The organism is Streptomyces maremycinicus (genome assembly GCF_001184025.1).
In the GTDB taxonomy this organism is placed as follows: Bacteria; Actinomycetota; Actinomycetes; order Streptomycetales; family Streptomycetaceae; genus Streptomyces; species Streptomyces maremycinicus.
The window spans coordinates 165,331-186,588 of the sequence record NZ_BBYG01000008.1; the positions used below are offsets into that span (position 1 = coordinate 165,331).

A 21,258-nucleotide genomic window follows, 5' to 3' on the forward strand; every position below is an offset into this window, starting at 1 on the left:
AAGGGGGCGGGGACCACGTGCGCGCGGGGTGGTTACGGCGTGTCCGCGTGCGTGCGGCCTGCCATGGGCGGCGGGCTCGGCACGAGAACCGTGCCCGCCGCCAGTATGACGGCGGTTGCTCCGGGAGTCAGCCCGGGACGACGCCCGGATCCGGCACCGGCCGCCTCCGCTCCCTACCCGGCGATCACCCGGCCGCTCACCTCTCCCAGGCCCACGCGCGCTCCACCTGGGCCGGGAGCCCAGGCCGTGAGTGTCACCACGTCGCCGTCCTCCAGGAACGTCCGCTTGCCGTCGGGGAGTTCCAGCGGGTCGCGGCCGTTCCAGGTCAGTTCGAGCAGGGAGCCGCGCTGGTGCGGCTCGGGACCGCTCACCGTGCCCGAGCCGTACAGGTCGCCCGTGCGCAGGGAGGCGCCGTTGACCGTGAGGTGGGCGAGTTGCTGGGCGGCCGTCCAGTACATGGTGGAGAAGGGCGGGTGGGAGATCGCCTGACCGTTGAGCGCGACGGAGATGCGCAGGTCGTAGCCGGCGGGTTCGGTCGCCGCGTCGTCCAGATAGGGCAGGAGGGGGTGGGTCCGCTCCGGGGGTGTCACCCGCGCGTTCTCCAGGGCCTCCAGCGGGGTGATCCACGCCGACACCGACGTGGCGAACGACTTCGCGAGGAACGGGCCGAGCGGGACGTACTCCCAGGCCTGGAGGTCGCGGGCGGACCAGTCGTTGAGCAGGCACAGGCCGAAGACGTGCTCGCGGAAGTCGGTCAGCGCGACCGGGCTGCCCTGCCGCGAGGGCGCGCCGACCACGAAGCCGACCTCGGCCTCGATGTCGAGCCGCACGGAGGGGCCGAAGACCGGGGCCTGGTCGGTGGGCGCCTTGCGCTGGCCCGACGGGCGGACGACGTCCGTGCCGGAGACCACGACCGTGCCGGCCCGGCCGTGGTAGCCGACCGGCAGGTGCTTCCAGTTGGGCAGGAGGGTGTCCCCGGCGTCCGGACGGAAGATCGCTCCCGCGTTCCGGGCGTGGTGCTCGGACGAGTAGAAGTCGACGTAGTCGGCGACCTGGAAGGGAAGGTGCAGGGTCACGTCGGACAGGGGCTGGAGGAGCGGTTCGACGGTGAGCCGGTGGGCGGGGTCGGTCACCCACTCCGTCAGGGCGCGGCGCACCTGCGACCAGGTCGTGCGTCCCGCCGCCAGCAGCGGGCCGAGCGTCGGCGAGGCGAGCAGGTCGGCGTGCGGCGAGTCGAACGCACGGGCCGCCGCGCCCGCGTCGAGGACATGGTCACCGAGCCGGACGCCGACGGTCCGCTCCGCGGAGCCCGGCAGGGAGAAGACGCCGTACGGGAGGTTGTGCGGACCGAAGGGGTCGCCTTCGGGAAGGTCGAAGGGGGGCATGGGGTAGTGCCTCACTTTCGTGCGGTCTCTGGTGCTCGCCATGTCGGGCCTGCCGGACCCCGAGCGGGTGCCGCGGGGGTGCGCCGAGCCGCGGCACACGTTACGGCTGACGCGGGGGAACCGACACGGGCGCCGGACGGGGGCGGCCTGCCGGGCGGCTGCTCTCCGCTTCCGGACGCTCACCCGGTGTCATCCGTCGGCCGGTACGCAATCTTGACGGAGTGGTGCGAAAGCGGAGACTCTGGGCGGGTGCCGGAGGGCCTCGGGGAGGGGGTCCTCCCCTGGCACGACTGGGGGGCGGATGGTCATAGGGGAGGCCGGCCTCGGGTCGGCGCGGCGTGGCCCACGGCCGAAGCGGCTGGAAGCGACGATGCGCGACAGACTCGGCCGGGAATGCGTGTACGTACCGTCGTGCAGATTCGGGCTGTACGTGGCCTTGCGCCACTGGTGCCCGCCCGGCGGACGGGTACTGATGTCGCCGGTCAACGACGACGTGATCTTCTTCGTCCTGCTCGCGGCCGGACTGCGGCCCGTGCAGGCGCCGTTGAACCCGCTGGACGCGTCGATCGACGTCGATGCCGTGCCCGAGGAGATGTGGGGCTCGCTCTCCGGCGTCCTCACGACGAATCTGTACGGCAACCCGGACGACACGACACGCCTGCGGGCCGAGTGCGACGCGCTGGGCATCCCGTTGTTCGAGGACGGGGCGCACGCCATCGGCAGCGAGGTGGGTGGCAGACCGGTCGGGGCCTGGGGGGACGCCGCCGTCTTCAGCCTGTCCAAGCATGTGGGTGCCAAGGCCGGTGGATTCCTGGCCTGCGCCGACCCGGGACTGCGCGATGCCCTGGAGAAGGCCGGCGAGGACCTGCTGCTGCCGGGACGGATCACGGCGGAACTCGCCTACACCGTCCGGCCGTACGCGGAGGCGACCGTGCGCGGGCTGCGGCTGCGGCGGGCCGCCTGGTCCACGATGCGGCTGCTCGGGCTGATGGAGCGGGAGGAGATCCGGATGCCGCTGCGGCCGGCCGAGCTGGCCCGCGCGGTCGACGCGGCGCCGGACCTCACCGCGCACGACTCCTGGGTCCGCGTCGACATGCACGACTACCGGCTGCGCTCAGGGCCGCTGAGAACGAGCCGCATCGGCCGCGGACTCGACCGCCTCGACGAGGTGCTGGCGGCCTGCCGGGCGGGCACGGAACTGCTTCTGGGCACACCGTGGGCGCGGCCCGGAACCCCCCGCGCCGACCGGGTCCAACCCCTCTTCCGGGTACCGCTGTTCGTCGCCGACCGGGACGCCGCGCGGACGGCTCTCGCGCGGCGGGGCATCGTCGTCGGATACCTGTACGACCCGCCTCTGGACGACTATGCGGGTGCCGCCTTCACCGATCCGTCGCCCGATCCCGCGGGGGCCCGCTGGTTCGCCCGGCACGCGCTGCCGGTGGATCCGCTGCGGGCCCGGCAGGTCGTCGAGGTGCTCCGGGAGTCCGGCGTACGGCCGGCCGAGGCGCCGGGAGGGCTGGAGCCGACCCGTGGCTGAGACGCAGGCCGGGATGCAGGTATCCGGGTCCTCGGCGCCGCCCGCCGGAAAGGAGACGGTCGGCGCGCCGCCGGCCGACCGGACCCGCGGCTCCGGATCCCTGTTCAGGAACGCCTACTTCCTGATGCTCAGCACGGGTGTGTCCGCCGTGCTGGGTCTGGGCTTCTGGCTGGTGGCCGCCCGCTACTACTCCGAGGAGGCCGTCGGCCAGGGCTCGGCCGCGATCGCGGCGATGCGGCTGCTGGCCGGCATCACGGCGACGACGATGATCGGGGCCGTCGTCCGCTTCGTGCCGCGCGCGGGGCGGGCCACCGGCTCGCTGGTGTGGCGGGCGTACGCGGCCAGTTCGGTGGTCGTGGCCGTCGCCGCCGTCGCCTTCCTGCTCACCCTCGACCTGTGGGGGGCGACCTACGCGCCGCTCGGCACGGCCGCCGCGGGGACGGCGTTCGTCGTCGCGTGTGTGGCGTGGGCGCTGCTCACGCTCCAGGACGGGGTGCTCACCGGTCTGCGCAGGTCGGGCTGGGTGCCCGTCGGCAACGCGGTGTTCTCCGTCGGCAAGCTGTTCCTGCTGGCCGTGTGCGCGACCGCGCTGCCGGTGCTCGGGATCTTCGTGTCCTGGGCCGTCGCGATCGCGTTCTCGACCCTGCCGCTGGGCTGGTTGATCTTCCACCGGCTGATCCCGCGCCAGGCCGCCGCCGACCACGACCTGGAGCCGCCGCGACTGCGCGAGATGGGCCGCTTCCTGGCCGGGGACTCGCTGGGCGCGCTGTTCAGCCTGGCGATGATCAACCTGCTGCCGGTGATGGTCGCGGTCCGCTTCAGCGCGGCGGACAACGGCTACTTCTACGTGGCGTACACCGTCGGCGGCACGATGGAGTTCATGGCCATCAACATGGCCTCCTCCCTCACCGCGCACGCCTCGCACGATCCTCGCCAGCTCGCCGAGGGCGTGCGCGGGGCGCTGCGCCGGATGACGCTGCTGCTGGTGCCGGTGGTGCTGTTCCTGGTGGTGTTCGCCCCGCGGATCCTGCTGCCGTTCCAGGAGGACTACGCCGAGCACGGCACCACCGTGCTGCGGCTGCTGGCCGCCGGGGCGCTGCCCCGGGTCGTGGTCGAGCTGTACATCGGGGTGCTGCGGGTGCAGGGCCGGACCGTCGCGCTCGCCGCGCTCCAGGGCGCCATGTGCGTGCTGGTACTGGGCAGCGCCGCCCTGCTGTTCGGCCCCGCCGGGATCGCGGGCGCGGGCTGGGCGGTGCTGATCAGCATGACGCTGATCGCCGCCGTCTCCGCCGTCGGCCTGCGCTCCGCCCTGCGGGCCGACGACCCGGTGGCCGTCGACCAGCGCGCCGATGACCTGCGGGCCGTCGACCGGTGCGCCGATGACCGGGGGGCCGTCGACCAGGGGCCCGCCGACCATCGTGCCGACGACCGGGGGCCCGAAAGGCGGCGTCCCGACAGCCGTCGGCCTGATGACCGTCCGCCCGTCGACCGTTCGCCCGTCGACCGTCGGGACGTCGACCGTTCGCCTGTCGACCGGCGGCCCGTCGGGCGTTCCGCCGCCGCCCCGGTCTACGGCAGCCATGGGGCACGGCTGAACGCCACCGCCGGGTATGGCACGACCTGGGCGCGTCGGGCGGCTCACGCGCGCGAGGGCGTCGACGAGGACACGGTCGCCCTGTTCGTGGGACGCCCCGGGTACGAACGGGAGGCGCTGCTGGCGGACACGCCGACGCTGAAGGGGCGGCCCGCTCAGGCGTCCGACCCGGTCGAGCGAGGCGAGGGGGCGGGGGAGGGCGGGGCACGGGGCCGGGGGGTCGGGAGGGGACGGTCGGCTCTGGGCGGGGGGCGGGAGCGGTGGGTCGGGGGCGGGTTGTGGGGCCTGCTCGGCTTGGCCACCGTGGGCTTCTGGGTGGCGCTGCGCGATCTGCCGTGGTTCGACGGCCCGACCGAGGACCTGCCGACCGGACGTCGGCTGCTGGCGGCGCTGCCGCCCACGGCGCTCGCAGCGGGGGGCCTGCTGCTCGTGGTGTTCGTCGGCGCGGTGACGCTGCGCACGGCACGCGGCGCGCTGTTACCGGGGACGGCCCTGGCCTCGGTGCTGCTCGCCCTGTACGCCGTACCCTGCGCCTTCGGCCGGCAGCCGACAGCGGTGGACGGGGGGCCGTACGCGAAGGCGGCCGGGTCGCTCGCGGCGGGGACGGGGCTCGACGGGCCCGAGCCGCTGCTCCGCTGGGCACCCCCGGCCGTGCAGCTGCTGTGTCTCGTACCGCTGTGGCTGCTGCTCGCGCGGGCGGACCGGTGGCTGACGTGGCCGGGGCGCTGGGGCCTCCTTCACCTCGTCGCGGTGGGCGGTTGGGTGTGGCGGCGGGAGCTCGCGCCGGCGGCCCTGCCCCTGCTCGTCGTCCTCGTCCTCGCCGCCGTGTTCCTGCCGCTCGCCACCCGGGCCCGGGCGATGGCCGGACGGCCGCGGGGTGCCGTCGCGGTCAGCGGGAGGGCACCGGCTGGTGGAAGTAGCCGTTCCGACCCGCCTCCCGGTACCCCTCGAGACCGGCGCCCTCGTTGACGGTGAGGTCGCACTCGGGCTTCTCGGAGGTGGGCCGGTTCCAGTGCACGAGGGCCTTCACCTCCGGGAGCTTGCGTACGGCGGCGGGGATCCGCCGGTACCAGTCGCGCTGGCGGTGCGGGGCGCCGGCGTCCGGGGCGGTGGCGAACTCGGCCAGCATCACCGGCTTCTCGTCGCTGATGTTCTCGCGCAGCCATGCGTAGCTGGGCTGTTGACTGCGCAGGAAGTCCTTCCAGTCCGTGGTGCCGTGGCACCGGTAGTAGTTGTACTGGTCCATGGCGATCCAGTCGACGTAGTCGTCCCCGGGGTAGAGCGCCTTCATGTCGGCCGCGCTGCCGAGGTAGCCGGAGACGGTCCACACCCACACCACGTTGTCGGCGCCCAGTTCACGGAACCGGTCGCGGACATGGCGGTAGGCGGCGACGAACTCCCGCGGGGTGCCCGCGCCTTCCTTGATGCGGGCGTCGGTCTCCTGGTCGAAGGAGAGGAAGACGCGTTTGCCGTAGGCCTTGATGCGCCGGATCTGCGGATCGAGGATCTCCTCGTCGAACTTGCCGGAGGCGATGTTCTTCCAGCCGAGCTGGGTCTCCGTCCAGTTCTCGTGGTGCGGCTCGGTCCAGACGGTGGACTCCCAGGCCAGCATGAGCAACCGGTCCCTGCCGAGCTCCTGTTCGTCCGGGGTGAGCAGTTCGCCGTCGGCCTTGGTGCCCGACATGTCGTGGTAGTTGTAGACGAGGTCCAGCTTGCGGCCGATCCTCTTCTCGAAGCCGTGCACGGCGTCCTTGAGGGAACCGTCCTCGGCGTACGGTACGGCGGCGCCCCACCATGCGCCGCAGGGCGGGACCAGGGTGTCGGTGGGGGCGCAGGAACCGGTGGGCAGCTCACCCGAGGCGGCGTTGTCGGGCAGGGCGTCCGCGGCGGAGTCCGGGTCCTCGGAGTGGCGGGCCCAGATGCCGAGCACGGCGAGCAGCGCGGCCACCGCCACCAGCGCGACCGCCGCGTAGGCGCGCCTGGCACTTCTCGGGTCGTCTCCCGGGCCCTGCGCTGATCGACTCCGCACGCTGTCTGCCCGGGTGCCGTCCGCCCGCAGGCTGTTCGCCCGGGTGCCGTCCGCCCGTGCGCTGTTCGCCCGGGTGCCCTCCGCCCCCGCGCTGTCAGCCCGGGTGCTGTCCGCCCGGGCGCTTCCCGGGCCGTCCGCCCACCGGCGGGCTCCTGTGCGTCGGTCCGTCATGTGCCACTGCCGCGGTAGGGCCCGCGCCTGACCCCGGCGCGCTCGACCGCTCCGCGCCGGGCGGCCGGCAGCGGCAGCCCCGGCAGGGCCGCGGTGAGCGTGGTGAAGCAGGCGAGCGAGACCAGGAAGGCGGTCATCGAGAATGCCTCCACCAGGAACAGCGAGGTGGCGGTGAGCACTCCGAGCGAGAGGCTGACGGGCGCGGCGAGCGCGACCGCCTCCAGCCTGGCGCCGGAAGCCAGGGGACCCGGTTGCGGGTACAGCGCCGCACAGCCGGGACCGAACAGGACGAACAGCAGCACCGGGATCCAGCGCAGGGGGGAGGGGCCGGGCACGGCGGTGGCGGCCAGCGCCGACCAGCCCGAGACCGCGACGAGAGCCCTCAGCTGCACCGAGGTGAACCGGACGCCTTTGGTCTCCCCGGACACCCTGGCCTCCCCGGGCGCCCCCGCCCCTCCATCCTCCCCGGTCTCGCTGGTTCTCCCCGCGTCGCCCGCCACCCCGCTGCCCAGATGTCCGCTGCCCAGATGTCCGTGGCCCAGATGTCCATGGCCCGGGTTCACGCCGCCCCCGTCGGCGGTGTTCCCGTTGCCGATGTCCTCGGAGTCCGTGGTCGTCACTTCGATCACCTTGTGTCCGTCAGCGGGCGGCCGGGTGGGCGGGTGGCGTGGCGGCCGGGCGGTACTCCAGGACGACGCCGTACGGATGGCTCTCGACGGTCCGGAAGAGGGGCGAGGCGGCCAGCTTCGAGCGCAGGGTCTCGAAGCCGTCGGGCGGCAGCAGGCCCTCCCCGGCGGCGTAGATGTCCTGGGTGCGGGTGAGGACGACGTACGCCTTCGTGCCCGGTGGGATCCCGTCCGCGAGGTGGCCGGCCGGGTCCCTCAGCATCCTCACGTTCTCGGACAGCGCCTGTTCGGCGAAGAACCAGTGCTCGAGACGGTCGTAGCGGTGGAGGGCCTGTGGGAAGGAGCCGCTGGTGGCGAGGATCAGCGAGCCGTCGGGAGCGTTGTCGAGGGCCCTGGTGACCAGCGCGGTCTCCTCCGGCGGCGTGTAGAACATCCTCTCCTTGCCGTAGTACGACGGCAGGAAGCCGGCCAGCAGCACCAGCAGGACGGCCGGCAGGGCGACGGCCGCCGTCCTGCGCCGCAGCGCCTTCGCCCTGCTGCGGTGTGTCCCCGCGACGGCCGGCACGAGCGCGGCGGCGGCGAAGAAGGCCGCGCCGGGCAGGGCGAACAGATAGACGCGGAAGAGCATTTCGCCGCCGTAGTCGTTGACGGCGAACAGGGGCACCGGGGCGACGGACACCAGCAGCAGGGGCAGCGCGCCGCGGGTCAGGCGGCGCCGCAGGACGACGGCGGTCCCGGCGAGGACGGCGATCGCGAGCACCATCACCACGTTGGCGGTGCCCGCGAGTTCCGGTCCGGGGCCGGTGAGCCGGCCCGTGTAGCCGGCGCGGGAGTTCTCCGTCAGCTCGCCGATCGACTTCCTGATGGTGGAGAGCGTCTCGACGAACAGGGGCCGCCCCATGGTCAGGTCCCAGGTGAGCATCAGCAGCGCGGCGACGGCCAGCAGCCCGTAGTTGCGGTAGCGGCGGGTGAGGCAGAGCACGGCCAGACAGACGGTGAGCATCACCGGGGTGAGCTGGTGGGTGGCGTTGATGGCGGCGATCAGCGGCGCCAGGATCACCACGCACACCGCGCGCTGTCTCCTGTCCGTCGGCGGCGGGACGGGTGCGGCCACCGGGTCGAGGAAGGTGCGGTCGCGCAGCCGTCCGGCGGACCCGGGCCGCACGAAGTGCCGGAGCACCACCGCGAGGACCGTCAGATGCAGCGGATAGGCGAGCGCCTGCGGGGCGAAGTAGTCCTGGCCCACCCAGTTGGCGAGCTGGAAGATCCACACGGCGGTCCAGATCAGCCGCCAGTCCTCGCAGAAGGTGCGGTAGATCAGGACCAGTACCGGCAGCATGAGCAGGCCGACGACGATCGGGGCCCAGTTGGCGTACACGGCGGCGCTCTGCACGCCGAAGGCGCGCACCAGACCCGCGTCGAGGGTGAAGAAGCCGGGCCACTGGTCGTACGCGGACATGTTGCCCGACAGCGCCGCGCCCGGTCGCAGCTCACCGTTGGCGAGCAGGGTGTCGACGACGGCGTCGTGCTTGGACGCCCACGGGTAGCGCACCGCGTCGTACAGCACGGCCGGTGGCGCCTTCAGGGCGAGGAGCAGCGCGGCGCAGTGCGCCGCCGGCCACCAGGGCGCGGTGCCCGCGCGCCGCAGAGCGAGGACGAAACCCGCCGTGAGGACCAGCAAGGAGAGGTAGTAGGTGACCGGCAGCCGGTCCAGCAGGCCGTACTCGCCCATCTCGCGAAAACCGATGCGGGGCAGCGCGTACACCCACAGCCCGGTGGCGAGCAGCAGCGTCAGCAGGCCCGCGTCGGGTGCACGGCGCGGGACCCGCCACGGTCCGCGATCACGGCCGACACCTGGATCCGGCCCTGAACCCGGATCGGGCCCCGAATCCGAATCAGAGCCCGAGCCCGAGCCCGAACCCGGACCCGAACCCGGACTCGGCCCCCGAACCGGACCGCCCGGGTCTTCCGGGCCGGTGGGGAGCTCAGGGGTGGGCAGGTCGCTGCTCTCGGTGCTCGGTGCGGGCACGTGGTGATGCACGTCGAGGCCCCCCTCCCTCAAGTCGACTATAGGAATTTCCGCTTCTTTTCACACCAAAATCGTCGAACCCGGCTCAACCCGCGAACACCGGACCCTGTACGACGGCGCGGGCGCGTCGGTACCAGCGCCAGCCGACCGTCTTCGGCCCGTCGCGGTACGGGGCGACACGGGCGCCTGATCCCGCCAGCCAGGCCCGGACGTCGGCGACGGTGTGACCGCGGCGCACGATGAGCCGGGCGATGCGGTAGGGCTCGTCGTGGTCCGAACTCAGCGCGTGCCGCACGGCGGTGGCCGTCTCGTAGCCCAGGGCCGCGGCGGTCCGCCGCACCCGGCCGCTGTTGTAGCCGTGCGGATAGGCGAGATGACGTATCCGGTGACCGAGGGCGTCCTCCAACACCGATCGGGAGAAACGCAGTTCGTGTGCGAGCGCCCGGGGTGCGAGGGTGTCCAACTGGGCGTGGGTGACGGTGTGGCTGCCGATCTCCATGCCGTACGACTCGAGTCGCGCCGCCTGATCCAGCGTCATCATCGGCGCGGGCGGCAGCAGACTGCGCCCGCCCCGGGTGATCGCCCCGGTGGTGAGGTAGGCGGTGGCGGACAGTCCGCGTCCGGCCAGCGCCTCGGCGGTCGCGCCGGGCAGATCGGCGAAGCCGTCGTCGAAGGTGAGCAGCACCGGCCGGGGCGGCAGCGGCGCCCGCCCCGCGAGGTGGTCGGCGAGCGCGCTGATCGTGACAGGCGTACGGCCGCTGTCCACGACGGCGTCCAGATGCTGGCCGAACTGCTTCGGGCTGACGGTGAACTCGGCGATCCAGCCCGGCGGTTCCTCCATCACCGCGTGATAGAGGAACACCGGGATACTCGCGCCGCCCCCGCCCCCGCCCCCGCCCCCGCCCCCGCCCCCGCCGTCGCCGCTACGACGGTTGCCGTCATAGCGACCGCTGCCGCCGCCACGAGGGTGACCGGCAGCGCTGCCGCCCCCACGAGGGTGACCGGCGGCGCTTCCGCCTTCGTCGGATCCGCGCGCGGACGCCGTCATCGCGCGGCACCTCGCAGCGCGTGCCGGGCCCGCAGATACCCCACCGGCCCGTAGAGCATGCCGCGCCGCTGGAGCCGGGAGAGCCGGGCGGGCCAGGCGTGGGTCCGGGCGTCGTGCCCGCCCGGGGCGCCGTCGGGAGAGCCGTGCGCCCCGGGTTCCGCCGCCCGGCTCGCCGTCAGCGTGCGCGCGTGGACGAGCCCCCGGGGCAGCCGGGCCAGGAACGCGGGCAGCAGGGCGGGCCGGTGGACGAGGATCGCCGTCAGGTAGGCGGTCAGGCCGGCGCCGTAGCCGTACGCCTGGGTCTCCAGGTCCCGCCAGGTCTCCCGGTGGTGGTGCCAGACCAGGGCCAGCGGCGTGTAGTGCAGCCGGTGGCCCCCGGCGAGGACCCGGACGAACCCGTAGAGGTCGTCACCGCCCCGCGCGCGAGTCCCCGCGCCGGTCGCCGGGTCGAAACCGCCGACCGCCCGCAGCACCTCCGTACGGAACGCCATGTTGGCGCCGGAGCCGAAACGGCCGGCGGTGAACGGGAACAGCGGTTCGTCGGCGGGCGGGTCCTGCGGGTCGTACGTGCGGGCCGAGAAGCCCTTGGCGAAGCCGCCGTGGCTCTCCAGGAGGACCTGGGCCGGGGTCCGCAGCCGGGCCGGCAGGATCAGGCCGGTGACGCAGCCGAGGCCCGGGTCGGCGGTGAAGGGCACGGTGAGTTCCGTGAGCCAGCGCGGGTCCGCCACGACGTCGTCGTCGGTGAAGGCGATCACCTCGCCGTGCGCGCTCCCGACGCCCCTGTTGTGGGCGACGGCGAGGCCCGGCACCGGTTCGGTGATGTACCGCACGCGCTCCGCGTACTTGCGTTGGACCAGCTCCCGGGTGGCGTCCGTCGCGGGGGCGTTGTCGACGACGACGATCTCGAAGTCCGGGTGATCCTGGGCGAGCAGCGAGTCGAGGGCGTGGGCGAGCTTCTCGACACGCTCACGGGTGGCGACGACGACGGTGGTGAAAGGCACGGTGGCGGTCGGGACTACGGCGGTCGTGGCGGTGGCGGTGGCGGTGGCGGTGGCGGACGGGACGGCGGCGGTCGCGGTCGGGGTCGGGGCGGCGGCGGTCGTGGCCCGGGCGGTCGGGTTCGGGGCGGTCGGGGTCGGGGCGGCCCCGGGTGCGGGCTCCGCCGAGTGCGGCGGGAGTGCCCGCTCGCCGACGGCCAGGCCCATCAGTACCGCCTTCGGGTCCGCGCCCTCCGGTACCGACCCCAGCAGTGTCCCGATCGGCCGCCCACCCCTCCTGACCAGGACGAACACCTCGCCGTGGGTCACGGGCGGACTTCCCGGCCCCGGCCCGAGGACACCCCCGTCGTCCAGTTCGAGCTCGGCGACCTGCACCGGCTCGATGTCCAGGAACCTCTGGATCTCCCGCTGTGCACGTGCAGCGCGGTGCATGAACCCCCCTTGTCTCACGCCGATGACGGCCCTCGCATCCGTCGGCCCGTCCCGCCCGTCCCGCCCGTCCCGCCCATCCGCCCATCGGCCCGTCCCGCCCGTCGGACCCCTTACATCCCCCGGCGTGCCTACTGGCCGCCGCCGCCCGTTGCGGTCACCGTCACCGTCACCGTCACCGTCACCGTCACCAGCGCCAGCACCGGCACCAGCACCGGCACGGTCATGGTCATGGTCGGCGCAGTCGGCCCGCACCCTTCAGGGTCCGCGCGGCCGCCGCGGCGAGTCTCGGTCGGTTGCGCACGAAGTGATGCGCCCGGCGGGACGGCTCACGGCTGAGCCAGTGGAGCGCGGCGCCCACCCCCGGGCACGACCACGCTCCCTCGTACACGGGCAGCTCCCCGGTCTTCAGCGAGTCCTTGTACTCGGACGCGCCCCGCCCCAGGTCGAGCAGTGCGATGCCCTCGGCGGCGGCCGACTCGGCCATCCGCAGATGCAGCACCAGGCCGGGCGAGAACTTCGCGAACTCCGGTTCGTAGGAAGGGAACCAGCAGGCCAGGACGGTCGACGAACGCAGCCCGAAGTGCGCGGCGACCGGCCGGTCACCGGCGTAGAGGACGGAGAGCGTGCCGGAGCACTCCGGCGCGCGGGTCGCGGAGAGCAGGTCCACGAGCCGGGTGATCCACTCCTGCGCGAACCGGTCCCGGCGGCCGGTCCTGCGGTACTGCGCGGACTTCCACGCCCTGAGCGTGCGCAGCGCGGCCGGATCACGCTCGTCGAACACGAACCGCAGCTCCCCGACCTGGCGGCCGAGCCTGCGCTCCTTGGCCAGGGTCGTCTTCAGGAACTTCGGCGACTGGGCGCGCAGCACGGACTCGTACGTCTCGTAACCCTTTGCCACGTCGATGACATAGGAGGCGTACTCCTCGGCGGCGTGCGCGGTGAACAGCCCTTGCCCCGCCTCCAGGTTGTCGAAGGCGAAGCTCGACAGGGCGCACGCCCCCATCAGTTCGGCGGCGTCCAGCCCGATGCCCGGGGCCAGCACCGCGCCCTGCGCGTCCGAGACGCCGTACGCGAGGGCCTGACCCTGTCCGAGCCGGCCGCGCTCGTGCGGCAGGAAGCCGACCGGATCCCGCCCCTCGTACACCACGGCCACCCGCGAGCGTGGCCGTACCAGGCCCACGGCGTCGGTGAACTCCGGTTCCATGAAGGGGTTTCGCGGAAGCGCCGACGCGGCGCGCAGCGTGCGCCAGCACTCCCTCTCCCCCTCGCCGAGGTCCTGCGGACTCAGCACACGAATGCGCCCACTGCTCAACCCGACCCCCCGATCAAGTCCCCCTGGACACCTGGACGGTACCGCTCCAACCGGGCGTGGCGGTAGGTAGCGTCATATGTTGCTGCCAACCGGTGCAGAGGCCTTCAACCGTGCGCTACCCGGCGATGTGCCAGAAAGGCACTTCAATGAGTCGGTCGGCAGCCAGTCGTGAGCCAGGCGCACAAGGGGAGTTGGCAGAACCGGACAGGACTTGGACGTCGTCCGGTTCGCGTCGAACCCGGGGGGCTCGGGATCCGTATTCTCTGATCATGGCCGCACCCACCGCATATGCCGAGCGCACCGCGTACTCCCTCATCGCCACCGATCTGGACGGGACGCTGCTCCGCGGCGACGACACCTTCTCCGACCGGTCGCTCGACGCGCTCGCGCGGGTGGCGGCCGCCGGCGCACGCCATCTGGTGGTGACGGGACGGCCCGCGCCCCGGGTGCGCCCGTTGCTCGACCGGCTGCACAGCAGGGGGCTCGCGGTGTGCGGACAGGGCGCGCAGTTGTACGACGCCGCCGCGGACCGTCTGCTGTGGTCGGTCACCCTGGACCGGGAGCTGGCCGAGACCGCGCTCGGCAAGATCGAGGCGGAGGTCGGGCAGCTGTACGCGGCCGTCGACCAGGACGGGGTGGACGGGCTGACGCTCATCGAGCCGGGCTACCGGATGCCGCATCCGACGCTGCCCGCCCTGCGCGTCGGTCGGCGCGACGACCTGTGGTGCGAGCCGATCAGCAAGGTGCTGCTGCGCCATCCGACGCTGTCGGACGACGAGTTGGCGTCGACGGCCCGCTCGGTGGTCGGTTCGCTGGCCACCGTCACCATGTCGGGGCCGGGCACGGTCGAGCTCCAGCCCTGCGGGATCACCAAGGCGACGGGCCTGGCCCTGGCCGCCGGACATCTGGGGCTGCGGCCCGAGGACACCATCGCCTTCGGGGACATGCCCAACGACATCCCGATGTTCGACTGGGCGGCTCGTGGCGTCGCCATGGCCAACGCCCATCCGGAACTCAAGGTGGTGGCCGACGAGGTCACGACGTCGAACGAGGACGACGGCGTGGCCGTCGTCCTCGAACGCATGTTCCCTTAACCGGTCACCTCGGCTACCGGCTACCGGCTACCGGGCGCCGGTCACCGGCCGCCGGGCCCCGGGCCCCGGCGGTCGGTGAGCCGGTGACCGGTCTGGGTCGATCAGTACGCGCCGAACACGTTGTCGATCGAGCCGTAGCGCGCGGCCGCGTAGTTGCAGGCGGCGGTGATGTTCGCGACCGGGTCGTAGGAGTCCCACGACGTACCGTCGACGTGGTAGGCGCGGAAGGTCGGGTCGATGACCTGGAGCAGCCCCTTGGACGGGATGCCCGCGGCCGCGTTGGAGTCCCAGAGGTTGATGGCGTTGGGGTTGCCGGAGGACTCGCGGATGACGTTGCGGTAGATGCCGTTGTACGTCCCCGGGATGCCGTGCTGCCCCATGACCTGGAGGGAGGCGCGGATCCAGCCGTCGAGGTTGTTGGCGTAGCCGAGGCTGGTGGCGGTGGAGACGGCCGGGGTCGCCGCGGAGGCGGTGGTCGCCCCGAGTACGGGGAGAGCGAGCACGGCCGCGCCGGTGGCGGCGACGGCGAGCGTGCGGACGAAACGGTTGCGGCGCGGCTGAGCGGCAGCGGGCATGACGAATTTCCTCTCCGGCGCCTGCGAGGTGAGCTGTCGGGTTCGGGCGGGAGCTGCCCGGTCGCGTCCTGACGGTCGCGGCTTGACCCCTAGCCGTACGGCTTGTCCGTTTCGTCTTGCATATCCAAGACATCCGGAAAATCCGTTTCGGCGACTTACCTGGTTCCCCCGCTCCTGCCGAGCGTTATCGATGGGTGTACGGGCGGCGGCAGGATTCGGCGTTCCGCCCGACAGGCCGGGAACGTATGCGAGAGCACATGTCCGGAACAAGTACCGGATTCACAGATGACCCCTATTGACCTTGGTCTGTGGCCTATGGGGTGCTTGATCCTTTGTGGGTGCAAACCTCCAACTTGCTTGAGGGGTGCGGAGGATAGGTGAGGAAGCGGCCTAAACCGGATCTTCGTCGGGAGTGAGCCAACTCACCGGCATCCACAAGTGCGGCAAATCGGGCATTAATCCCAACTCATTGTTAAAGGAACGGCAATGGAGTGTGGAGGAAAAAGCCCGCCGCCATAGGTGGCGCATTACGGGGGGCGGGCGGCGCATTGAGGGGAACGCGGGAGGAAATGCGTGATCGTCGTCACGTGGCGAAGAGGCGGCCGGACGTGCCGGGCCGGCGGATGCCGCGGTGCGGGACATGAATCCCGGCTTCGCGGAAACTCTCTCCATGTCCGCTCATATGAGCTGATCAACAACATATCGGGCGTGATCCCATAGCGCCTGGCCTGCGCGGCGCCTCCCGGGCGGGCCCATTCGAGCCCGCGGGACGTGGGGGCTATCGGTGATCGAAACGTGACCGGATACGCTGACTTGAGTGATGGCAGAGACCTATCGACAAACCGCGTAATCGCCAGTAGACACCAGCAGACAGGAGACCCCTCGTGACCGTCGTCGGGCCGTTCGGGCTGAGCGTGCGGGACCAGGCTCTGGAAGCCGATGTCCAGGCCGGATTGGCGGCTGTCGAGGAAGGCTTGCTCGAGGCCACCAAGAGTGAGGTCCCGTTCATCACGGAGGCCGCCCAGCACCTCGTACGCGCGGGCGGGAAGCGGTTCCGTCCGCTGCTCGTGGTGCTCGCGTCGCAGTTCGGTGACCCGTACGCGCCGGGTGTCGTGCCCTCGGCCGTGGTGGTGGAGCTGACGCATCTGGCCACGCTGTACCACGACGACGTCATGGACGAGGCGGCCGTGCGGCGCGGGGTGTCCAGCGCGAACACCCGCTGGGGGAACTCCGTCGCCGTCCTCACGGGTGACTTCCTCTTCGCGCGGGCCTCGCACATCCTGGCCGACCTCGGGCCCGAGGCGGTACGGGTGCAGGCGGAGGCGTTCGAGCGGCTGGTCACCGGGCAGATCCTGGAGACCGCGGGGCCGACGGACGGGCGGGACCCGGTCGACCACTACCTCGACGTGCTCGGCGGCAAGACGGGTTCGCTGGTGGCCGTGGCCTGTCGGTTCGGCGCGATGATGTCCGGCGCCGACGAGACGGTCGTCGACGTGCTCACGCAGTACGGCGAGCGGCTCGGCGTCGCCTTCCAGCTGGCGGACGACGTCCTGGACATCGCCTCCGACTCGCACGAGTCGGGCAAGACGCCGGGGACGGACCTGCGCGAGGGCGTTCCCACGCTGCCGGTGCTGCGGCTGCGGGAGCGGGCGGCACGGCTGTCGCTGCCCGAGGACATCGCCCTGTGCGAGCTGCTGGACTCCGACCTGACCGACGACGACCGGCACACCGAGGCGCTGGAGAGGCTCCGGGCCCACCCGGCGCTGGAGCAGGCCCGCCGGGACACCGTGCGCTACGCGAAGGAAGCACGGTCCGCGCTGGCGCCGCTGCGGGAGTGCGACGCGAAGGCGGCGCTGCTGGAACTCTGCGACGCGGTGGTCCACCGAGCGGGCTGACCCCGGCGGCCCCCCTACCAGTCCGGGACTGACCCCGGTGGCTCCGTACGGGTCCGGGGCTGACCCCGAAGGCCCCCGCCGGTCCGGGCTGATCCCTGGGACCCCTACGGGTCGGGTGTCGGCTCGTCACCTTCGTGTCATACCGCAGGCGTATGTGGAGTTGAGCCCTCGGGTTGACGCTTCCCCTTGGCTGATTTGGTCAGATGGGAACCACGGAAAACACCACTCCTCACCGATTCGGGTGAGAATGGCGGCTTGGGGTGGGGACGTTAAAAGCGTGAGTTGACCAGCCGCCGCCGACGACGGAGGTAAGGCACACATGGCACCGAAGGCATCCGACGACACCATGACCGGCGGGGAGCCGACCGCCGGCGAGGCCGACGACCTGCGCCTCGGACGGCGCAAGGCCGCCCGGTACATCGTCCCGGTCACCGTGATCGGTGTCGCGGCGGCGACGATCGGGCTGGTCCCGGCGCTCGCCGACTCCGGCGACCCCGACCTGCCGAAGATCACCGCTCAGCAGCTCCTCGACAAGATCGCCGCTTCGGACGTGCAGCAGCTGTCCGGCACGGTGAAGATCAGCACCGATCTCGGGCTGCCCGACCTCGGTGGACTGGAGAGCGGACTCCTCTCGGGCGCCACCCAGGGCGGCGACGGTTCGTCCGCCGACCCGTCCACCAAGCTCACCGAGCTCGCCGCCGGCACGCACACCCTGCGGGTCGCCGCCGACGGCCCGGACCGGCAGAAGCTCTCGCTGCTGGAGAAGGCCGCCGAATACAGCGTCATCCACAACGGCAAGGACGTGTGGGGGTACGACAGCGCCTCCAACGAGGTCTACCACTCGACCGCCGAGGAGGGCTCGGACAAGGGTTCCGGCAAGGCGGAGACCCCGGTCCCGGCCACGCCCCAGGAGCTCACCGAGGACGCCCTCAAGGCGGTCGACGACACGACCTCCGTGACCGTCGACGGCACCGTCCAGGTCGCCGGCCGTGACGCCTACAAGCTGCTGGTCGAGCCGAAGCAGTCCGGTTCCACGGTCGGCGCGATCAGTGTGGCCGTGGACGCGAAGACGGGCCTGCCGCTGAAGTTCACGCTGACCCCGGCGAGCGGTGGCGCCGCCGTCGTGGACGCGGGCTTCACCCAGGTCAGCTTCGCCAAGCCCGCCGCGTCCACCTTCGACTTCACCGTCCCCAAGGGCGCGAAGGTCACCGAGGGTGACGAGGCCGGGGAGAGCGCTCCCGGCCACGCGGGCAAGCCCGGCGACCTCGCGAAGGACCTCAAGGGCGCCGAGGGCGCGGAGGGCCTCGAGGGGCTCGACGGTCTCAACGTCCTCGGCGAGGGCTGGACGTCCGTCGCCGTCATCGAGACCGGCGGCGAGGGCATGCCCTCGGGCGCGGAGGCGGGCGGCGACCTCGGCGGCTTCCTCGGCTCCTTCGGCGACAAGGTGAGCGGCAAGTTCGGCTCCGGCACCGTCTTCTCCACCCGCCTGATCAACGCCCTGATGACGGACGACGGCAAGGTCTACGTCGGCGCGGTCACCAAGGACGCCCTGGTGAAGGCGGCGAACGCGGCGAAGTAGGCCGTGCGGCCGAGGCGTACGACATGGTCCGGTGGTGACATGCATGGTGAAGCAGGGCAGAGGCCGGCCCGCGCAAACCCGACACCGCGGGCCGGGAAGCCGGAGGGGGAAGCCGATGGGCGATTCAGTGCGGCGGTCCGAACCGGGGCCCGGGTCGGACTCCGCGAGGGAGTCCGGGTCCGACTCAGGGCGGGAGTCCGTGCCGGAGTCCGGGTCCGACTCAGGGCGTGAGTCCTTGCCGGAGCCCGGGCCGGACGTCGCGCGGCGGTCCGAACCGGAGTCCGTGCCGGAGTCTGGTTCGGACTCAGGGCGGCCGTTCGTGCCGGAGTCGGTGGGGGACGACGCCGTCATCCACACCCGCGGCCTCACCAAGCGCTACCGCGGCGGACAGCTCGCCGTGGACGGCCTCGATCTGACCGTCCCGGCGGGCAGCGTCTTCGGCTTCCTCGGCCCCAACGGCTCCGGCAAGACCACCACCATCCGCATGCTGATGGGGCTCATCGAGCCCACGTCCGGCTCGGCCCGTGTCCTGGGGCAGCCCATGCCGCGGGCCGTGCGCGCCGTACTGCCCCACGTCGGCACCCTCATCGAGGGCCCCGCCCTCTACGGCTTCCTCTCCGGCCGTGACAACCTGCTGCGCTACGACGCCGCCGACCCGACCGCCGACCCGCGCACCCGGCGTGCGCGGGTCTCGGCGACGCTGGAGCGGGTGGGCCTGACGGCCGCCGCCGGCAAGAAGGCGAAGGCGTACTCCCTCGGTATGAAGCAGCGGCTGGGCCTCGCCGCAGCCCTTCTCCAGCCCCGTCGGCTGCTCGTCCTCGACGAGCCGACCAACGGTCTGGATCCGCAGGGCATGCGGGAGATCCGCTCGTTGATCCGGGAACTTGCCGCGGAGGGCACGACCGTCTTCCTCTCCTCGCACCTGCTCGACGAGATCGAGCAGGTGTGCACGCACGCGGCGGTGATGGCACAGGGCCGACTGCTCGTCCAGGGCCCGGTGGCCGACCTCGCCGCGGGGACACGCGGCCGGCTCGTCGTGACGACCCCGGACCCGGCGGACGCGGCCCGGGTGCTGAAGGAGCAGGGGGCGGACGACGTGATCCTCGGCGAGGACCGGGTGAGCGCCGAGGCGCCGCCCCCGGACCGCGATCTCGCCGACCTGAACACCGCACTGGTGACCGCGGGCGTCCGCGTCCGTGGTTTCGCCGTCGAGCGGGCCTCCCTGGAGGACGCGTTCGTGGCGCTCACGGGGGAGGGATTCGATGTCGCGGGCTGACACGGTGGACGACGGGAACCGGACACCGGTACCGGCACCGGAACCGTCACCTGCGCCGGCGCGCGCACCGGAACCCGCGCCCGCGGCGGCGCGGACGGCGAACCAGAGCTGGACCTGGACCTTCGGGCTGCTCCGCAGCGAACTGCTGACCACTTTCCGGCGCTGGCGCACCCTCGCGCTCCTGGGTGTGCTGGCGGCCGTACCGGTCCTGGTCGGGATCGCCGTGAAGATCGAGACGGGGGACGGATCCTCCGGCGGACCCGGCGGACCCGGCGGCGGGGGAGGGGGCGGTGGCGAGGGGCCGGCGTTCATCTCGCAGGTCACCAACAACGGCCTGTTCCTGGTCTTCACGGCGCTGGCCGTGACCCTGCCGTTCTTCCTGCCGATGGCGATCGGTGTCATCGCGGGCGACTCGATCGCCGGCGAGGCGAACGCGGGCACGCTCCGCTACCTGCTGGTCGCCCCGGCCGGCCGCACCCGCCTGCTGCTGGCCAAGTACGCGACCGTCATGGTCTTCTGCCTGGTCGCCACGCTGGTGGTCGCGGTCTCGGCCCTGACGGTCGGGGCGCTCCTCTTCCCGCTGGGCGACCTGACGACGATCTCCGGCACCCGGATCGGCTTCGGCGAAGGGCTGCTGCGGGCCCTTCTGATCGCCCTGGTGGTCGCCGCCTCACTGACCGGCATGGCGGCGCTCGGGCTGTTCGTCTCCACCCTCACCAGCAGCGGCATCGCGGCGATGGCGACGACGGTGGGCCTGCTGATCACGGTCCAGATCCTCGACCAGATCCCCCAACTGCACGCCCTGCAACCGTACTTCTTCTCGCACCACTGGCTGTCCTTCGCCGACCTGATGCGCGAGCCGGTCTACTGGGACGACCTGGAGAAGAACCTCGGCCTCCAGGCCCTGTACGCCGCCGTCTTCGGCTCGGCGGCCTGGGCACGCTTCACGACGAGGGACATCACCGCATAGACGGCGCGGGCCGTAGGTCTCAGCGGTCCTCAGTGGTCCTCAGTAGTCCGCAGCGGTCCTCAGTGGGTCTCGTACAGGAAGCGGGCGGGCGGCGTCCGGCCCGCGAAGAACGTCTTCGCGCGGGTCAGCGCCTCCGTGTCGCCGAGGACGTCACCGGGCTTGCTGCCGTTGCCGAGCAGCACCCCGCCGAAGGACATCCGCAGATACGCGGCCGAGTTGTTGAGCGTCCCGATGAGCGGATCGGCGACCACGGGCTCGTCGTCCGCGAGCACGGTGACGCCCCACAGGGTGCGCCCGGCGAGCGTCGCCTTGAAGTCGACGCCGGGGGTGCGCAGCCAGCCCGACCAGTGGTCCAGATAGCGCTTGGTCTGGGCGGAGACCGAGTACCAGTACAGCGGGGACGCGATCACGATGTCCGTCGCGGCGAGCGTGGCGTCGAGCAGCAGTGCCGCGTTGCCCTCGGTGGGGCGGGGACGGTCGCCGTCGTGCCGCTGGTCCTCGAAGTCGGGCAGCGGGTGCCGGGCCAGGCTGATCCATGTCTGCTCGACGTCGGAGGGCAACTGCTCGGCGGCCGCGCGGGCCAGCAACTCGGTGTTGCCGTCCGGACGGCTGCTGCCCAGCACGAACAGGAAACTGCGGCGGCTCATGATCCATCCCCCAGATGGTCGGCGTGCGACGATAGCTTGCACCTGCATTATATGTGTACGC

General features: G+C 72.3%; 16 protein-coding genes and 1 riboswitch. Of the genes, 7 read left to right on the forward strand and 9 right to left on the reverse strand.

What is annotated here, in order from left to right; all coding sequences use genetic code 11:
* Nucleotides 1–173 precede the first annotated feature (173 nt).
* The gene (gene fahA, locus AOQ37_RS00825) at nucleotides 174–1,385 is read right to left on the reverse strand and encodes a fumarylacetoacetase (RefSeq protein ID WP_062640134.1); all 1,212 of its coding nucleotides are present in this window, start codon (nucleotides 1,383–1,385) and stop codon (nucleotides 174–176) included.
* 301 nt (nucleotides 1,386–1,686) lie between these two features.
* On the opposite strand from fahA, the gene AOQ37_RS00830 reads away from it, so the two are divergent.
* Both AOQ37_RS00830 and AOQ37_RS41020 read left to right on the forward strand, forming a co-directional pair.
* Entirely contained in the window at nucleotides 1,687–2,922 is a 1,236-nt protein-coding gene (locus AOQ37_RS00830; RefSeq protein ID WP_078889924.1) for a DegT/DnrJ/EryC1/StrS family aminotransferase, read from the forward strand.
* Nucleotides 2,915–5,485: a lipopolysaccharide biosynthesis protein gene (locus AOQ37_RS41020; RefSeq protein WP_062640139.1), complete on the forward strand. Its 2,571-nt coding sequence runs from the start codon at nucleotides 2,915–2,917 to the stop codon at nucleotides 5,483–5,485. The genes AOQ37_RS00830 and AOQ37_RS41020 overlap by 8 nt, the downstream gene beginning before the upstream one ends.
* Here AOQ37_RS41020 and AOQ37_RS00840 read toward each other — a convergent pair.
* The 6 genes from AOQ37_RS00840 to AOQ37_RS00865 form a co-directional block, all read right to left on the reverse strand.
* Nucleotides 5,406–6,446, reverse strand: coding sequence for a glycoside hydrolase family 26 protein (locus AOQ37_RS00840; RefSeq protein WP_374701473.1), 1,041 nt, complete (start codon nucleotides 6,444–6,446; stop codon nucleotides 5,406–5,408). The genes AOQ37_RS41020 and AOQ37_RS00840 overlap by 80 nt on opposite strands.
* A 266-nt stretch (nucleotides 6,447–6,712) precedes the next feature.
* A complete protein-coding gene (locus AOQ37_RS41025; RefSeq protein ID WP_234436756.1) occupies nucleotides 6,713–7,336 on the reverse strand; it encodes a DUF1616 domain-containing protein in 624 nt (207 codons plus the stop codon).
* A gap of 19 nt (nucleotides 7,337–7,355) precedes the next feature.
* Entirely contained in the window at nucleotides 7,356–9,371 is a 2,016-nt protein-coding gene (locus AOQ37_RS00850) for a hypothetical protein (RefSeq protein ID WP_107085095.1), read from the reverse strand.
* Nucleotides 9,372–9,456: 85 nt separating this feature from the next.
* Nucleotides 9,457–10,212, reverse strand: a complete 756-nt coding sequence (locus tag AOQ37_RS00855; protein WP_234436757.1) for a polysaccharide deacetylase family protein — start codon at nucleotides 10,210–10,212, stop codon at nucleotides 9,457–9,459.
* A gap of 203 nt (nucleotides 10,213–10,415) precedes the next feature.
* On the reverse strand, nucleotides 10,416–11,849 hold the full coding sequence (locus tag AOQ37_RS00860; RefSeq protein WP_062640144.1) for a glycosyltransferase family 2 protein: 1,434 nt from the start codon (nucleotides 11,847–11,849) through the stop codon (nucleotides 10,416–10,418).
* A 226-nt stretch (nucleotides 11,850–12,075) separates the two neighbouring features.
* Complete coding sequence (locus AOQ37_RS00865) at nucleotides 12,076–13,140, reverse strand: GNAT family N-acetyltransferase (protein WP_199824910.1); 1,065 nt, start codon at nucleotides 13,138–13,140, stop codon at nucleotides 12,076–12,078.
* 290 nt (nucleotides 13,141–13,430) lie between these two features.
* Between AOQ37_RS00865 and AOQ37_RS00870 the strand changes: the two genes are divergently transcribed.
* Nucleotides 13,431–14,255 carry an HAD family hydrolase gene (locus AOQ37_RS00870; protein ID WP_062640148.1) on the forward strand — a complete coding sequence of 275 codons (825 nt, stop codon included), beginning with the start codon at nucleotides 13,431–13,433 and terminating at the stop codon, nucleotides 14,253–14,255.
* A gap of 101 nt (nucleotides 14,256–14,356) precedes the next feature.
* On the opposite strand, the gene AOQ37_RS00875 is transcribed toward AOQ37_RS00870, so the two are convergent.
* On the reverse strand, nucleotides 14,357–14,830 hold the full coding sequence (locus AOQ37_RS00875) for a transglycosylase SLT domain-containing protein (protein WP_062640150.1): 474 nt from the start codon (nucleotides 14,828–14,830) through the stop codon (nucleotides 14,357–14,359).
* A 3-nt stretch (nucleotides 14,831–14,833) separates the two neighbouring features.
* Nucleotides 14,834–15,061, reverse strand: a riboswitch (cyclic di-AMP (ydaO/yuaA leader).
* Nucleotides 15,062–15,714: 653 nt separating this feature from the next.
* Between AOQ37_RS00875 and AOQ37_RS00880 the strand changes: the two genes are divergently transcribed.
* The 4 genes from AOQ37_RS00880 (at nucleotide 15,715) to AOQ37_RS00895 (ending at nucleotide 20,550) form a co-directional block, all read left to right on the forward strand.
* On the forward strand, nucleotides 15,715–16,725 hold the full coding sequence (locus tag AOQ37_RS00880) for a polyprenyl synthetase family protein (RefSeq protein WP_062640152.1): 1,011 nt from the start codon (nucleotides 15,715–15,717) through the stop codon (nucleotides 16,723–16,725).
* 319 nt (nucleotides 16,726–17,044) lie between these two features.
* Nucleotides 17,045–18,304, forward strand: coding sequence for a LolA family protein (locus tag AOQ37_RS00885; protein WP_062640154.1), 1,260 nt, complete (start codon nucleotides 17,045–17,047; stop codon nucleotides 18,302–18,304).
* A gap of 319 nt (nucleotides 18,305–18,623) precedes the next feature.
* Nucleotides 18,624–19,580: an ABC transporter ATP-binding protein gene (locus AOQ37_RS00890; RefSeq protein ID WP_234436758.1), complete on the forward strand. Its 957-nt coding sequence runs from the start codon at nucleotides 18,624–18,626 to the stop codon at nucleotides 19,578–19,580.
* A complete protein-coding gene (locus AOQ37_RS00895) occupies nucleotides 19,567–20,550 on the forward strand; it encodes an ABC transporter permease (protein ID WP_062640156.1) in 984 nt (327 codons plus the stop codon). Before AOQ37_RS00890 ends, AOQ37_RS00895 begins: the two co-directional genes overlap by 14 nt.
* A gap of 59 nt (nucleotides 20,551–20,609) precedes the next feature.
* Here AOQ37_RS00895 and AOQ37_RS00900 read toward each other — a convergent pair whose 3' ends face one another.
* A complete protein-coding gene (locus AOQ37_RS00900) occupies nucleotides 20,610–21,197 on the reverse strand; it encodes a flavodoxin family protein (RefSeq protein WP_062640158.1) in 588 nt (195 codons plus the stop codon).
* Between the last annotated feature and the right edge of the window lie 61 nt (nucleotides 21,198–21,258).

Coding starts and splice junctions, on each gene's coding strand:
- AOQ37_RS00870 (WP_062640148.1), top strand. CDS start 13,431: ATGGCCGCACCCACCGCATATGCCGAGCGCACCGCGTACTCCCTCATC.
- AOQ37_RS00885 (WP_062640154.1), top strand. CDS start 17,045: ATGGCACCGAAGGCATCCGACGACACCATGACCGGCGGGGAGCCGACC.
- AOQ37_RS00860 (WP_062640144.1), bottom strand. CDS start 11,849: ATGCACCGCGCTGCACGTGCACAGCGGGAGATCCAGAGGTTCCTGGAC.
- AOQ37_RS00875 (WP_062640150.1), bottom strand. CDS start 14,830: ATGCCCGCTGCCGCTCAGCCGCGCCGCAACCGTTTCGTCCGCACGCTC.
- AOQ37_RS00895 (WP_062640156.1), top strand. CDS start 19,567: ATGTCGCGGGCTGACACGGTGGACGACGGGAACCGGACACCGGTACCG.
- AOQ37_RS00830 (WP_078889924.1), top strand. CDS start 1,687: ATGGTCATAGGGGAGGCCGGCCTCGGGTCGGCGCGGCGTGGCCCACGG.
- AOQ37_RS00900 (WP_062640158.1), bottom strand. CDS start 21,197: ATGAGCCGCCGCAGTTTCCTGTTCGTGCTGGGCAGCAGCCGTCCGGAC.
- fahA (WP_062640134.1), bottom strand. CDS start 1,385: ATGCCCCCCTTCGACCTTCCCGAAGGCGACCCCTTCGGTCCGCACAAC.
- AOQ37_RS00855 (WP_234436757.1), bottom strand. CDS start 10,212: ATGGAGGAACCGCCGGGCTGGATCGCCGAGTTCACCGTCAGCCCGAAG.